This window comes from Anoxybacillus sp. ST4 (assembly GCF_019448545.1).
GTDB classification, from domain to species: Bacteria; Bacillota; Bacilli; order Bacillales; family Anoxybacillaceae; genus Anoxybacillus; species Anoxybacillus pushchinoensis.
Map to the genome: position 1 here is coordinate 217,294 of NZ_JAHZOE010000002.1, position 13,591 is coordinate 230,884.

Here is a 13,591-nt window from a genome sequence, read left to right on the forward strand (position 1 = left end):
AAAATATAGGATTGCGTTCCAACGTAGATGAAAATATTTATTCTTTGGAGTGTTCTTTTTCGATGGACATAGTAGAAAAAGAGGGAAGTGAATTGAGTGATGGGATATGAATCGTGTTGGCTAAGGTATGAGAAAAATGCCAGTTATAAAGAGGCTTGTTTTGAAACAATAGTTGTGAAAGAATTGGACCCTATCTTATATGCTGCATTAGAAGAATTGAAATTTGGCATTACATCAATGTTTGGTGTCGAACCAGATGTTGTATCGCGACCTGTTACAAAAAGTTTTATTTGGATTGGGACGATTGATGATGAGGAGTTAATGAAAACACTGTTATGTGATAAGGAATTATTACGTATTCGTTCTGATGTGTATATCATCCGATCGTTTATTGATAAAGGGATATTACGTATATATATTGCTGGAAAAAATAGTACAAATACATTGTATGGTGTATTTCATTTTTTACGACTGTTGCAAATGAAAGAAGATATACATCATCTATCAATTGTTGAACATTCGAACAATTCCCTGCGCATGATTAACCATTGGGATAATATGGATGGTAGCATTGAACGTGGATATGCTGGTAGATCTATTTTCTTTCATAATGGTCGTTTTTTAAACAATGGTAATCGAGTGAAAGATTATGCAAGATTACTTTCATCAGTAGGAATTAATGCAATTTCAATTAATAATGTAAATGTTCATCAGACGGAAACAAAATTAATTACTGATGAATTTTTACCAGAGTTATCGGAAGTAGCTAGTATTTTTAGGACATATGGGATTAAAACATTTTTGAGTGTCAACTATGCTAGTCCAATTGAAATTGGAGGGCTTCCAACGGCAGACCCTCTTGATTCTAAAGTTAAACAATGGTGGAGTAATATTACTCATCGTATTTATCAATTCATCCCGGACTTTGGTGGTTTTATCGTTAAAGCTGACTCTGAATTTCGACCTGGTCCGTTCACGTATGGACGTAGTCATGCTGATGGGGCAAACATGTTGGCTGAAGCGTTGAAACCGTTCGGAGGTATTGTTATTTGGAGGTGTTTTGTATATAACTGTCAGCAAGATTGGAGAGATCGAAAGACAGATCGGGCAAAAGCAGCGTATGACCACTTTAAACCATTAGATGGACAGTTTCACGATAATGTCATTTTGCAAATTAAAAACGGTCCAATGGACTTTCAAGTTAGGGAGCCTGTTTCTCCGTTGTTTGGTGCAATGCCGAGAACGAACCAAATGATGGAGGTTCAAATTACACAAGAATATACGGGACAGCAGAAGCATTTATGTTATCTCGTTCCTCAATGGAAAGAGGTATTGGAATTTGATACGTATGCAAATGGGAAAGGATCAGAGGTTAAAAAAGTAATCGATGGTTCTTTGTTCAACTATCGTTATAGCGGTATGGCAGGAGTATCTAATATTGGTGATGAGCCGAATTGGACCGGTCATACGTTAGCCCAGGCGAACTTATACGGTTTCGGTCGACTTGCTTGGAATCCTAGTTTATCAGCTGATGAAATTACGAAGGAATGGATTATACAAACATTTGGAGATGATCCACAAATCATCCAACTGATTAGCGATATGCTTCTATCTTCCTGGAGAATTTATGAAAATTACACTTCTCCTCTTGGAATAGGATGGATGGTAAATCCGGGGCATCATTATGGACCAAACGTGGATGGGTATGAATATTCACATTGGGGAACGTATCATTACGCGGATCGACATGGGATTGGTGTTGATCGGACAACATGGAGTGGGACAGGATATGCATCGCAATACTTTCGGGAAAACGCTACAATATACGAATCGTTAGAGGACTGTCCTGATGAATTATTGCTGTTTTTTCACCATGTACCGTATTCACACCGACTGAAATCAGGAAAGACTGTCATTCAACATATTTATGACACTCATTTTGAAGGAGTGGAACAAGCCAAGCAGTTGAAAAAAAAGTGGGAGCACCTAGAGGGGAAAATTGATGAAAAACGTTACAAAGACGTATTAGAACGATTAACAATTCAAATTGAACATGCTAAAGAGTGGCGTGATGTTATTAATACTTATTTTTATCGTAAATCTGGCATTAAAGATCAATACGGACGAAAAATTTATCAATGAGGAGGGAGTTTATGAAGGTTGTGAAAATACCGAGACATGGGTATGAAAAGTTTCAAGATAAGTGGAGATTTTGTGTTGGAACAGGGAGATTAGGACTCGCTTTGCAAAAGGAATATATCGATCATTTAAAATTCGTTCAACAAAAAATATCGTTCCAGTACATTAGGGGACACGGCTTACTTTCGGATGATGTTGGAATTTATCGAGAGGTCGAAGTTGCAGGAGAAATGAGACCGTTTTATAACTTCACATACATTGATCGCATCATTGATTCGTATTTATCACTAAACATACGTCCGTTTATTGAATTGGGATTTATGCCGAGTGCTCTTGCTTCAGGAGATCAGACCGTTTTTTATTGGAAGGGTAACGTAACTCCACCAAAGGACTACAACAAGTGGAGAGATTTAATTGTTGCAGTCATTTCTCATTTCATACAGAGATACGGAATAGAGGAAGTAAGAAAATGGCCTTTTGAAGTATGGAATGAGCCGAACTTAGAAGTTTTTTGGAAGGGAGCAGACAAACAAGAATATTTTAAATTGTATGAGGTGACAGCACGTGCTGTAAAGAGTGTTGATTCTCATTTGAAAGTTGGGGGACCAGCAATTTGTGGGGGAAGTGATGACTGGATTGTAGATTTTCTTAACTTTTGTGGGGAGCGGGACGTACCAGTTGACTTTGTTAGTCGACATGCCTATACATCCAAGGCGCCACACAAAGTAACGTTTGAACATTACTATCAAGAACTTCATCCTCCTGAAGAAATGATTGAGCAATTTCGATCTGTTCGCAACTTGATTCGTCAGTCCCCATTTCCACACTTACCTTTGCATATTACAGAGTATAATACATCGTATAGTCCCATTAACCCGATTCACGATACCCCGCTCAATGCGGCATATATTGCTCGCATTTTGAGCGAGGGTGGAGACTATGTAGACTCATTTTCTTATTGGACATTTAGCGATGTGTTTGAAGAAATGGACGTTCCAAAATCATTATTTCATGGTGGATTTGGGCTAGTTGCATTTCATTTAATTCCGAAACCAACATTTCATGTTTTTACATTTTTTCGGGCGTTAGGAGAGGAATTGCTTTATCGGGATTCAGAAATGATTATTACAAAAAGAAAAGACGGAGCGATTGTTGCGATACTATGGAATTTAGTAATGGGCAAAGAGGAATGTGAGAGAACGATACAGCTCGATATTCCTGTTCCTTTTTCAAATATTTTTATTAAGCGTCAAATAGTTAATGAACAACATGGGAATGTGTGGAGAGTGTGGAGGCAGATGGGGAGACCTCGTTTTCCAAGTCAAAAACAGATTGAAACGTTAAAGCAGATAGCACATCCACATATCTTGACAGAATGTAAAAAAGGGTTGAATGGCATCGTTCAGTTGCCGGTTGTTCTAACGAAAAATGAAGTGACGCTCATTGAAATTGAATGCATGAGCGATGATACAGAAAGTTATGTCGGTTTAGATGATAGTGAGATAGCTTCGTATCCTTTGTAAATATAGAGAAAATGTCATTGGAGGAATAAGATGGATGTAATCACAATTGGGGAGTCAATGGTTGTATTTACACCAACGAGTGATGGACTAATTAGACAAGCGAGTACGTTCACAAAGAGAATTGGAGGAGCAGAGTCCAATGTTGCCGTTGGTCTAGCACGGCTAGGTCATCGTGTTGGATGGATTAGCAAAGTAGGGGATGATGAATTTGGAAGGGCAATCTTATCCTTTTTAAAAGGGGAAGGAATAGATGTTAGCCAAACAAAGGTAATTCATCAAGCACAGACGGGCATTTATTTTAAAGAAAAGAGAAGACACAATGACATCCGTGTATACTATTATCGCCATGGTTCGGCAGCAAGTCAGTTAACCCCTGAAGATTTAGATGAGGAATACATTTCTAAGGCAAAGTATTTGCATATTACTGGAATTACTCCTGCATTAAGCGGAAGCTGCCAAGAAACTATTTTTGCTGCAATTGCGATAGCACGATATTACAAAGTGAAAGTTGTTTTTGACCCAAACCTTCGGATGAAATTATGGCCTAATTTAGATGTGGCGAAAGAGGTGATGTCTCGTCTCATTGATCAGGCAGATATTATTCTTCCTGGAATTGAAGAGGCTTCATTTTTGTTAGGGGAAGGAACAATTGAAGAGTGGGGAAGAAAGCTTATTGAAAGTGGTGCTTCACTCGTGGCTATTAAACTAGGAGCCCAAGGGGCACATTATTTTACAGAAACGGGCAATGGATACGTTCCGAGTTTTCCAGTCAGTCATGTTGTTGACCCTGTAGGGGCTGGCGATGGTTTTGCTGCCGGGCTGTTATCTGGATTAATTGAAGGTTTACCAGTAATCGACGCTGTGCGACGAGCGAATGCGGTTGGGGCACTGGTAACGATGGTGGAAGGAGACGTAGAAGGAATGCCAGAGCGCGTAGACGTAGAACGATTAGTCAATCAATCGGGAGAAGATATAACGAGATGAGGAAGAAGGGATTCCATGGATTTGTTTGAATTCATTAGGAGTATTACAATTGTCCCAGTTATACGGGGAGCAACAGTGGATAATATTATTCCAATAGGGTTGGCTTTGCAACAAGGTGGAATTCCAATTATGGAGATCACGATGGAAACGAGAGGAGCATTGTATGCACTTGAAAAAGCAGTGCTAGAGTTAGAAGAAATGGTTGTTGGTGCGGGAACGGTAATTGATTCCGAAACAGCGCAACGAGTCATCGAAGTCGGAGCTCAGTTCATCGTTTCCCCGTCCTTCTCTGTTGATGTCATTCAAATAGCGAAAAAGCGGAAGATTTTTAGCGTTGCCGGGGGATTGACCCCTACGGAAATTGTCGCTGCTTTTCAGTGCGGAGCGGATATGATAAAGGTATTTCCTGCATCTACTTTTGGACCAAAGTATATTCAACAAATAAAAGAACCCCTTCCACACATTCCTTTGATGGTAACGGGAGGGATAAATGAGGAAACTATTTGTGAATATATCAAAGCAGGGGTAGATGCGGTCGGTATAGGCAACTCCCTAGTCAACACGAGGCGATTATTAAATGATAGAGAATTACAAGAAATTACACGAAGGGCGCTTACACTTACAACCATTACACGAAAGGGGTACACTTTATGAAGTTGGGGGATTGTGAAAAGGAGAAGGGCAAATATGTTTATTCATGATGATTTTTTATTACAAAACAAACACGCTCAAGAGTTGTATCATGGTTATGCTAAGATGTTACCAATTATAGACTATCATTGTCATTTGAAAGCAAAAGAAATCGCTGAAGATCGCCGATTTCACAACATGACAGAGCTATGGTTAGAAGGTGATCATTACAAATGGCGGGCAATGAGAGCGTTGGGGATAGAGGAAAAATATATTACTGGGGATGCGACAGATATTGAAAAGTTTCGGGAATGGGCAAAAGTGGTTCCACACTGTATAGGCAATCCACTATATCATTGGACACATTTAGAATTAAAAAGGTATTTTGGTGTTGACGATCTTTTAAATGAGAAAACATGGAAAATTGTGTGGGATCATTGTAATAAACAGCTTCTGGAAGAAGAATTTTCTGCTCGAGCTCTCATTCTTAAGTCGAATGTAGAATGGATTGGAACTACGGATGATCCGCTCGATAATTTAGTGCACCATAAAAAGATTAATGAAGATCCGTCATTTTCGGTAAAGGTAATTCCGTCCTTTCGTCCGGATGCTGTTATAGAAATTAATGACGGATATTTTCTAGAGTATGTGCACAAATTAGGGGAGGTTACGGGCATACCGATTGAGAATTATAAACAACTGCTGGAAGCTATTGAGAGTCGAGTGCATGATTTTCATGAAATTGGTTGTCAAGCGGCTGATCACGGTCTTGAATCAATGACTTATGTAGAGAGTGATTTTTATGAGGTTAGTACGTTATTTCAAAAGAGGAGAGACGGGTTTATTTTGAGTCATGAAGAGGAGCAAAAATATAAGACATTTACTCTTCATTTTCTAGGGTGTTTATATCACTCGCTTGGGTGGATTATGCAATTGCACATTGGATCCGTTCGGAATGCTAATAAGAAGATGTTTCGGAAGATTGGTTCGAATACAGGTTATGATTCGATTAACGACTTTTTTATGGCTAAGCCATTGAACGATTTTTTAAATGCTTTGGATGAGGTGGATCAGCTCCCTAAAACAATCATATATACACTAAATCCGTCCTATAACTATATCGTGGCGTCAGCAATTGGTAATTTCCAATCAGAAGGGATACAAGGAAAAATCCAATTCGGGGCTGCTTGGTGGTTTAACGATCATCAAGATGGAATTGTAAGACATTTAAAAGATCTTTCTAATGTCGGAATATTAAGTACATTTATTGGTATGGTAACTGATTCTAGAAGTTTTTTATCTTACGTACGTCACGAGTATTTTCGTAGAATCTTATGTAATTTATTCGGCTCTTGGATTGAGGAGGGAATAGCTCCTAAAGACTATGATTTTTTAGGGGAGATTGTACAAAATGTATGTTATTTCAATGCTAAAAAGTACTTCGATCATTGAAGGGGTAGGTAGATCATGAAAATGACGTTTCGATGGTTTGGAGAAGAAAATGATACAGTTTCACTAGACGACATTCGACAAATTCCAGGTGTTGAAGGAATTGTAGGCGCGCTATACCATATTCCGGTCGGAGAAACTTGGCCTCTAGAAGATATATTACAGCTAAAACACCGAGTTAACGAAAAAGGGTTTCATCTTCATGTAATTGAAAGTGTTAATGTTCATGAAGATATTAAGTTAGGCCTTCGATCTAGGGAGGTGTACATTAACAATTATAAACAAACGATTCGCAATCTTTCAAAAGCAGGGGTGAGAGTGATTTGTTATAACTTTATGCCTGTTTTTGACTGGATTCGATCTGATTTAGCGAAAGTGCGTCCAGATGGTGCAAGTGTATTAGCTTATGAAAGGGAAAAGATTGAAGAAATAGAGCCAGAAGAAATAGTAAGATTTATTGAGAATGGGTCAAATGGTTTTTTACTTCCCGGATGGGAACCGAAACGATTGAAAACAATAAAGTATTTCCTCAAATTATATAAAGGGGTAACAGAGGATGATTTATTGGATCACTTACGTTACTTTTTGGAACAAATTATTCCAGTCGCAGAGGAATGTGGTGTTCAAATGGCTATTCATCCGGACGATCCACCGTGGTCAGTGTTCGGCCTACCTCGCGTTGTAAAGGATAAAAGAGATTTAGAAATAATAACCAATATGGTTGATAGCCATTCAAATGGATTGACTCTATGCTCTGGATCATTAGGGGCAAGCCCAAATAACGATGTGGTCGAGATATTTAGATATTTTTTAGAGAGAAAGCGTGTACCGTTTGTTCATGTAAGAAATATAAAAACCTTCGAAAATGGAAATTTTGAAGAAACGTCACATCGCAGCTGCGACGGCTCATTAAACATATGCGAGATTGTGAAAGTTTTGCATGAATTAGATTTCAAAGGTTATATTCGTCCAGATCATGGTCGAACAATATGGGGGGAGAAAGCACGGCCGGGTTATGGATTGTATGATCGAGCTCTTGGCATTATGTATTTGTTAGGTATTTGGGATAGTTTGGAGAACGAGAAAAGAGAGACAGGGAAGGGGATAAATAGATGATACCCATTCATCAAAATTTAAAAGGGAAAGTAGCAGTTGTAACAGGTGGCGGAGGCACTTTATGTAGTTACATGGCAAAAGAGTTGGCTCGTCAGGGTATGAAAGTAGCTATTTTGAATCGAACGCTTGAGAAGGCAGAGCAAGTGAAAGAAGATATTATGAAAAGTGGTGGAGAAGCTTTAGCTATTGAATGTAATGTGTTGGATGTGGGTAGTGTAACTAAAGCTGCTGAAGAAGTTCTCGCTACTTATGGATCATGTGATGTACTTATTAATGGTGCAGGTGGTAATCATTCGAAAGGGATCACGTCAAAAGAAGTTCTAGAACTGTGGGATTTAGGAAATAAAGAAATTATAACTTTTTTTGACTTGACTAAGGAAGGTTTTGAATATGTTTTCAATTTAAATATTCTCGGTACACTCATTCCATCGCAACTGTTCCTTAAACAGATGATTGGTAGAGGGGGAACGATCATTAACATTTCCTCAATGAGCGCTCCGAGGCCGATGACGAAAGTACCTGCATATAGCGCAGCAAAAGCTGGAGTGGAAAATTTCACAAAGTGGCTTGCTGTACATGTGGCTGAGGTGGGGGTACGTGTTAATGCGATAGCTCCGGGGTTTTTTTTGACAAAACAAAATGAGCATCTTCTTAAACATGTGGATGGTTCATACACAGAGCGCACGAGGAAAATTATATCTCATACCCCTATGAGAAGATTAGGTAATCCAGAAGATTTGTTAGGGACATTAGTTTGGTTGGTGGATGATCGGATGAGTGGTTTTGTAACAGGAGCGATTATACCTGTAGATGGTGGTTTTTTAGCATATTCAGGAGTATAGTTTGGAGATATTAATCAACGTGATTTTTTCGAAAGGATAAAAGAGTATGCGGATTACTGTTCAGCATGTAGTTGATCAATTAGTGAAGGGAGTAGAAAAAGTTCCTAATACTGTAGACTCCCTCAAGTATGGTGAAACCAACATGGAAGTAAAAGGGATTTCGGTGAGTTTTATGCCTACTTATTATGTCATAGAGCAAACGATCCTGAGGAGGGCTAATCTTCTTATCACACATGAAGGATTATTTTATAGTCATAGTGATCATATGGTAATGTTCCAAAATGATTCAGTATATCAAGAGAAGCTACGCTTAATTCGAGAGTCAGGTATAGCAGTTTATCGTTTCCATGATTATTTGCATCGACAAAAGCCCGACGGCATAATGCTTGGCTTGCTCCGTGCTTTAGGATGGGAAAAATATGTTTCTAATCATCGCTTGCATACAACAATAATTTCCATTCCTCCTACAACATTAAGCGATATTGCTGAATATGTGAAGAGGCAGTTGCAAATTCCATTTGTGCGGGTCACTGGAGATTTGTCTATGTATTGTACACGAATCGGAGTGTTAGTAGGTTATAGGGGGAGTGGGGAATTATGTATCCCTTTATTTGAACAAGAAAAGTTAGATTTAATTATTTATGGAGAAGGTCCAGAATGGGAGGTTCCAGAGTATGTGAGAGATTCCTTACAACAAGATAAACGTAAGTCTTTAATCGTACTTGGCCATTCTGAAAGTGAAGAGCCAGGGATGAAATATTTGGCGGAGCAATTGCAGTCAACGTTTCCTAATATCCCTGTTCATTTTATTGATGAAAGGCCTGTGTTTCAAATAGTTTAGTTAAAGTATTTTCCTGTTTTTTGAATTTTGGAGGAGGATAAAAATGAAGATTGGACGAGGGCATAAGCTGTTATTTATCGGTGATTCAATAACCGAATGTAACCGTACAAAAGGCAAGGATAATGAATTAGGAGCGGGTTACGTCTCTTATGTAAACGCTCTACTGCAAGTAAATTATCCAGAAATGGGGATCCGGGTTATTAACAAAGGGGTCAGTGGAAATACTGTTCGGGATTTGAAGGAGAGGTGGCAAGAAGATGTTATGCATGAGCGGCCGCACTGGCTATCAATCTTAATTGGAATTAATGACGTTTGGCGTCAGTACGATACTCCTTTTATGAAAGAAAAGCATGTGTACTTAGATGAATATGAAGAAACATTGCGAACACTTGTTACAGAAACAAGACATTCAGTCGAAGGAATCATTCTTATGTCGCCATTTTATATAGAAAGTAACAAATTAGATGCCATGCGTTGTACAATGGATCAATATGGTTCAGTTGTAAAAAAAATCGCGAAAGAAACAAATAGCCTATTCGTCGATATACAAGAGGCCTTTGATAGGTTACTAAAATTTTTTTATCCTGCTTCGTTAGCTTGGGACCGTATTCATCCATCAGCACCAGGGCATATGGTTATTGCACAAGCTTTTTTGGACGCAATTAATTTCGATTGGAAAAAAGAATTGTGACAACTTTGTTTATTAGATAGACAAACTAACTTAAACCTGTTATAATTCAACTTGAAGATTTTATAAAAATCAGGGAGGAATCCGACATGGTTTATTTTGAAAACGTTAACAAGGTAGTTTATGAAGGGCCAACATCGAAGAACCCGCTTGCTTTTAAGTTCTATAATCCTCAAGAAAAAATAGGGGATAAAACAATGGAGGAGCATTTGCGCTTTTCAGTGGCATACTGGCATACGTTTGTAGGAGATGGATCGGATCCTTTTGGTGCTGGAACAGCTATTCGTCCTTGGAATCGATATAGTGGCATGGATTTAGCCAAAGCACGTGTTGAAGCAGCGTTTGAATTATTTGAAAAGTTGGACATTCCATTTTTCTGCTTTCATGATGTTGATATTGCGCCAGAGGGAGATAATCTTGTAGAGACATATAGAAACTTAGATGAAATCGTTGATATGATTGAACAATATATGAAGACGAGTAAAACAAAGTTGCTTTGGAATACGGCTAACTTATTTACGCATCCACGTTTTGTGCATGGTGCAGCCACTTCTTGCAATGCTGATGTGTTTGCATATGCGGCGGCGAAAGTGAAAAAGGGACTAGAAATCGCTAAGCGGCTCGGTGCAGAAAACTATGTATTTTGGGGCGGGCGAGAAGGGTATGAAACGTTATTGAACACCGACATGAAGCTAGAGCTTGACAATTTAGCCCGTTTCTTGCATATGGCTGTTGACTACGCAAAAGAAATTGGTTTTGATGGACAATTCTTAATTGAGCCAAAACCGAAAGAACCAACGAAACATCAGTATGATTTTGATGTCGCTACAGCGTTAGCATTTTTACAAACATATGGACTAAAAGATTATTTTAAATTTAATATTGAAGCTAACCATGCGACATTGGCCGGGCATACATTCGAACATGAATTGCGAGTTGCACGCATTCATAACATGTTAGGTTCTGTTGATGCAAATCAAGGAGATACGTTGCTTGGTTGGGATACAGATGAATTTCCAACGGATCTATATACAACAACACTTGCGATGTATGAAATTTTACAAAATGACGGACTTGGCCGTGGTGGATTAAATTTCGATGCTAAGGTAAGACGTGGCTCGTTCGAACCGGAGGACTTATTTTACGCTCATATTGCCGGTATGGATAGCTTTGCAATTGGATTAAAAGTTGCACACCGCCTAATTGAAGATCGTGTATTTGAATCCGTCATTGAGGAACGATACAAGAGTTATACTGAAGGAATTGGTCGCGACATTGTTGAGGGTAGAGCCAATTTTCATACGCTAGAGACATATGCATTGCAACTTGGGGATATCCACAATCATTCAGGACGTCAAGAGCGTTTGAAAACGTTGCTTAATCAATATTTACTCGAAGTTTGTGCAGGACGTTAATGAAATGAGGGATGAACTTGGAACACGTCATTGGTATTGATTTAGGAACAAGTGCAGTTAAAGCATTACTTATTGACTGGACAGGAAAGATCAAAGGGGAGAGTACGGAAGCGTATCCCCTTTACCAACCACATTCAGGATATAGCGAACAAAACCCAGAAGATTGGGTAGAAAAAACGATTACTGCATTGCGAAAAGTGTTGCAAGTATCAAATGTTGATCCAAGTTCGATTGTTGGCATCAGTTTTTCTGGGCAAATGCACGGGTTAGTGTTATTATCTGAAAACAATGAGGTTGTGCGACCAGCTATTCTTTGGAACGATACAAGAACGACGGAGCAATGTCGATGGATTGAAGAGAGAATTGGAAATGAGAAATTGTTATCCATTACAAAAAATCGGGCACTTGAAGGATTTACATTACCAAAATTATTGTGGGTGAAAAAACATGAACCCCATCTTTATAAGCAAGTTCGTACGTTTTTATTGCCGAAAGATTATGTTCGCATGCGCCTTACTGGCCATGTTGCCATGGAATATTCCGATGCGGCAGGAACGTTACTTCTTGATATAAGAAAAAAAGAATGGAGTCAAGAAATTTGTCAATTACTTGATATCGACATTCGGTTATGTCCCCCACTAGTGGAAGCTACCGATTATGTTGGTACGTTGTTACCTGAAATAGCGGAAAAAACAGGTCTTACAACAAGTGTAAAAGTATTTGCTGGGGGAGCAGACAACGCATGTGGTGCGATTGGTGCAGGTATATTGGAAGAAGGACAAACGATGTGTAGTATTGGGACATCTGGTGTTGTACTTGCATTTGAGCAAACAGGTGAAAAAGAATTTGGAGGAAAAGTACATTATTTTAATCATGCAAAACCAGATTCGTACTACATTATGGGCGTAACATTAGCTGCCGGATATAGTTTTGATTGGTTCAAGCGCACGTTGCTAAATGATATGTCCTTTTCCGAAATTGTCAAACGAGCGTATGGTCAATCATCTATTGGGGCAAATGGATTATTGTTTACGCCGTATTTAGTCGGAGAGAGAACACCTTATGCAGATGCAGATATTCGATCCTCTTTCATCGGAGTGGATGCTACTCATACGATATGGGATTTTGCTCGTGCTGTTTTAGAAGGAATTACATTCTCTTTAAATGAATCTGTTGAAATTATTAGAGCAAGCGGAAAACGAATAGATACCGTCGTTTCAATTGGAGGGGGCGCTAAAAGTGCAGAGTGGTTACAAATTCAAGCGGATATATTTGCCACCCCAATTGAAAAGTTAAAAAACGAGCAGGGACCGAGCATGGGCGCCGCGATGATTGCAGCTTATGGGTGTAAGTGGTTTCCGTCCTTAGAACATTGTGCTCGTGTATTTAAAGAGGTAGAACAAATTGTTGAGCCAAATAACGAAGCGGTAGAGAGGTACAAGGAATTTTTCTTGGTGTATAAGGAAATATATACACAAACAAAGGAAATATCTAAGAAGTTAAAAGCGTTTAGAAAATGAAGATCCCCCTTAAATATAAATAGCCTTCAATGCGAAGGCTATTTTTTTACTGCTTCTTCTAATGTTTCAAGCATTGATTGTTTTTGTTCTTCTGTCGCGTGATTCCATAGTGCTTCGAATAAGACACCAAGACCGGGTAAATATTTTTCTTCCCCTTGTTGAATCGCATCGACGATCGTATGTTCCAATTGGTCTTTCGAGCTGTTTGCGACGTTTGCCATGACGGCACCACGTAAGTTGAAGTCCATCGTCTTCACTCCATTCTTTATGTATTGCGTAAGTAGTTTTTGCTATAATGGTAACTACTATTCATAAAAGAGCATTCCTGTTAGAAAGGTTTTCGGGGACTTGAAAGAAAAAAGCCCTCTTGGTATGATGCAGGGGTGTCAACACCTAAAATCAGACCAAGGAGGACTATACAGTGAATTGTACACGAAATCTCAA

General features: G+C 38.9%; 12 protein-coding genes. 11 read left to right on the forward strand and 1 reads right to left on the reverse strand.

The window, feature by feature from the left end:
* Window positions 1–99 precede the first annotated feature (99 nt).
* The 11 genes from K1I44_RS03205 to xylB all read left to right on the forward strand — a co-directional run bounded on the left by K1I44_RS03205 (window position 100) and on the right by xylB (window position 13,147).
* Complete coding sequence (locus K1I44_RS03205) at window positions 100–2,142, forward strand: alpha-glucuronidase family glycosyl hydrolase (protein WP_219985256.1); 2,043 nt, start codon at window positions 100–102, stop codon at window positions 2,140–2,142.
* Between the two features lie 11 nt (window positions 2,143–2,153).
* Entirely contained in the window at window positions 2,154–3,662 is a 1,509-nt protein-coding gene (locus K1I44_RS03210) for a GH39 family glycosyl hydrolase (RefSeq protein ID WP_219985238.1), read from the forward strand.
* Window positions 3,663–3,692: 30 nt separating this feature from the next.
* On the forward strand, window positions 3,693–4,646 hold the full coding sequence (locus K1I44_RS03215) for a sugar kinase (RefSeq protein ID WP_219985239.1): 954 nt from the start codon (window positions 3,693–3,695) through the stop codon (window positions 4,644–4,646).
* Between the two features lie 15 nt (window positions 4,647–4,661).
* Window positions 4,662–5,300, forward strand: coding sequence for a bifunctional 4-hydroxy-2-oxoglutarate aldolase/2-dehydro-3-deoxy-phosphogluconate aldolase (locus K1I44_RS03220; protein WP_219985240.1), 639 nt, complete (start codon window positions 4,662–4,664; stop codon window positions 5,298–5,300).
* 33 nt (window positions 5,301–5,333) lie between these two features.
* Window positions 5,334–6,728 (forward strand): glucuronate isomerase, encoded by a 1,395-nt coding sequence (gene uxaC / locus K1I44_RS03225; protein WP_219985241.1) that lies wholly within the window; start codon window positions 5,334–5,336, stop codon window positions 6,726–6,728.
* A gap of 15 nt (window positions 6,729–6,743) precedes the next feature.
* Window positions 6,744–7,841: a mannonate dehydratase gene (gene uxuA / locus K1I44_RS03230; RefSeq protein ID WP_219985242.1), complete on the forward strand. Its 1,098-nt coding sequence runs from the start codon at window positions 6,744–6,746 to the stop codon at window positions 7,839–7,841.
* Window positions 7,838–8,683: an SDR family oxidoreductase gene (locus tag K1I44_RS03235; RefSeq protein ID WP_219985243.1), complete on the forward strand. Its 846-nt coding sequence runs from the start codon at window positions 7,838–7,840 to the stop codon at window positions 8,681–8,683. Before uxuA ends, K1I44_RS03235 begins: the two co-directional genes overlap by 4 nt.
* A 46-nt stretch (window positions 8,684–8,729) precedes the next feature.
* Complete coding sequence (locus tag K1I44_RS03240; RefSeq protein WP_219985244.1) at window positions 8,730–9,524, forward strand: Nif3-like dinuclear metal center hexameric protein; 795 nt, start codon at window positions 8,730–8,732, stop codon at window positions 9,522–9,524.
* Between the two features lie 43 nt (window positions 9,525–9,567).
* Window positions 9,568–10,215, forward strand: coding sequence for an SGNH/GDSL hydrolase family protein (locus K1I44_RS03245; protein ID WP_219985245.1), 648 nt, complete (start codon window positions 9,568–9,570; stop codon window positions 10,213–10,215).
* Between the two features lie 86 nt (window positions 10,216–10,301).
* The gene (gene xylA, locus K1I44_RS03250; protein ID WP_219985246.1) at window positions 10,302–11,627 is read left to right on the forward strand and encodes a xylose isomerase; all 1,326 of its coding nucleotides are present in this window, start codon (window positions 10,302–10,304) and stop codon (window positions 11,625–11,627) included.
* A gap of 17 nt (window positions 11,628–11,644) precedes the next feature.
* A complete protein-coding gene (gene xylB / locus K1I44_RS03255; protein WP_219985247.1) occupies window positions 11,645–13,147 on the forward strand; it encodes a xylulokinase in 1,503 nt (500 codons plus the stop codon).
* A 38-nt stretch (window positions 13,148–13,185) separates the two neighbouring features.
* Here xylB and sspI read toward each other — a convergent pair whose 3' ends face one another.
* Entirely contained in the window at window positions 13,186–13,395 is a 210-nt protein-coding gene (gene sspI, locus K1I44_RS03260; RefSeq protein ID WP_077429330.1) for a small acid-soluble spore protein SspI, read from the reverse strand.
* Between the last annotated feature and the right edge of the window lie 196 nt (window positions 13,396–13,591).

Coding starts and splice junctions, on each gene's coding strand:
- K1I44_RS03205 (WP_219985256.1), top strand. CDS start 100: ATGGGATATGAATCGTGTTGGCTAAGGTATGAGAAAAATGCCAGTTAT.
- K1I44_RS03210 (WP_219985238.1), top strand. CDS start 2,154: ATGAAGGTTGTGAAAATACCGAGACATGGGTATGAAAAGTTTCAAGAT.
- K1I44_RS03215 (WP_219985239.1), top strand. CDS start 3,693: ATGGATGTAATCACAATTGGGGAGTCAATGGTTGTATTTACACCAACG.
- K1I44_RS03220 (WP_219985240.1), top strand. CDS start 4,662: ATGGATTTGTTTGAATTCATTAGGAGTATTACAATTGTCCCAGTTATA.
- uxaC (WP_219985241.1), top strand. CDS start 5,334: ATGTTTATTCATGATGATTTTTTATTACAAAACAAACACGCTCAAGAG.
- uxuA (WP_219985242.1), top strand. CDS start 6,744: ATGAAAATGACGTTTCGATGGTTTGGAGAAGAAAATGATACAGTTTCA.
- K1I44_RS03235 (WP_219985243.1), top strand. CDS start 7,838: ATGATACCCATTCATCAAAATTTAAAAGGGAAAGTAGCAGTTGTAACA.
- K1I44_RS03240 (WP_219985244.1), top strand. CDS start 8,730: ATGCGGATTACTGTTCAGCATGTAGTTGATCAATTAGTGAAGGGAGTA.
- K1I44_RS03245 (WP_219985245.1), top strand. CDS start 9,568: ATGAAGATTGGACGAGGGCATAAGCTGTTATTTATCGGTGATTCAATA.
- xylA (WP_219985246.1), top strand. CDS start 10,302: ATGGTTTATTTTGAAAACGTTAACAAGGTAGTTTATGAAGGGCCAACA.
- sspI (WP_077429330.1), bottom strand. CDS start 13,395: ATGGACTTCAACTTACGTGGTGCCGTCATGGCAAACGTCGCAAACAGC.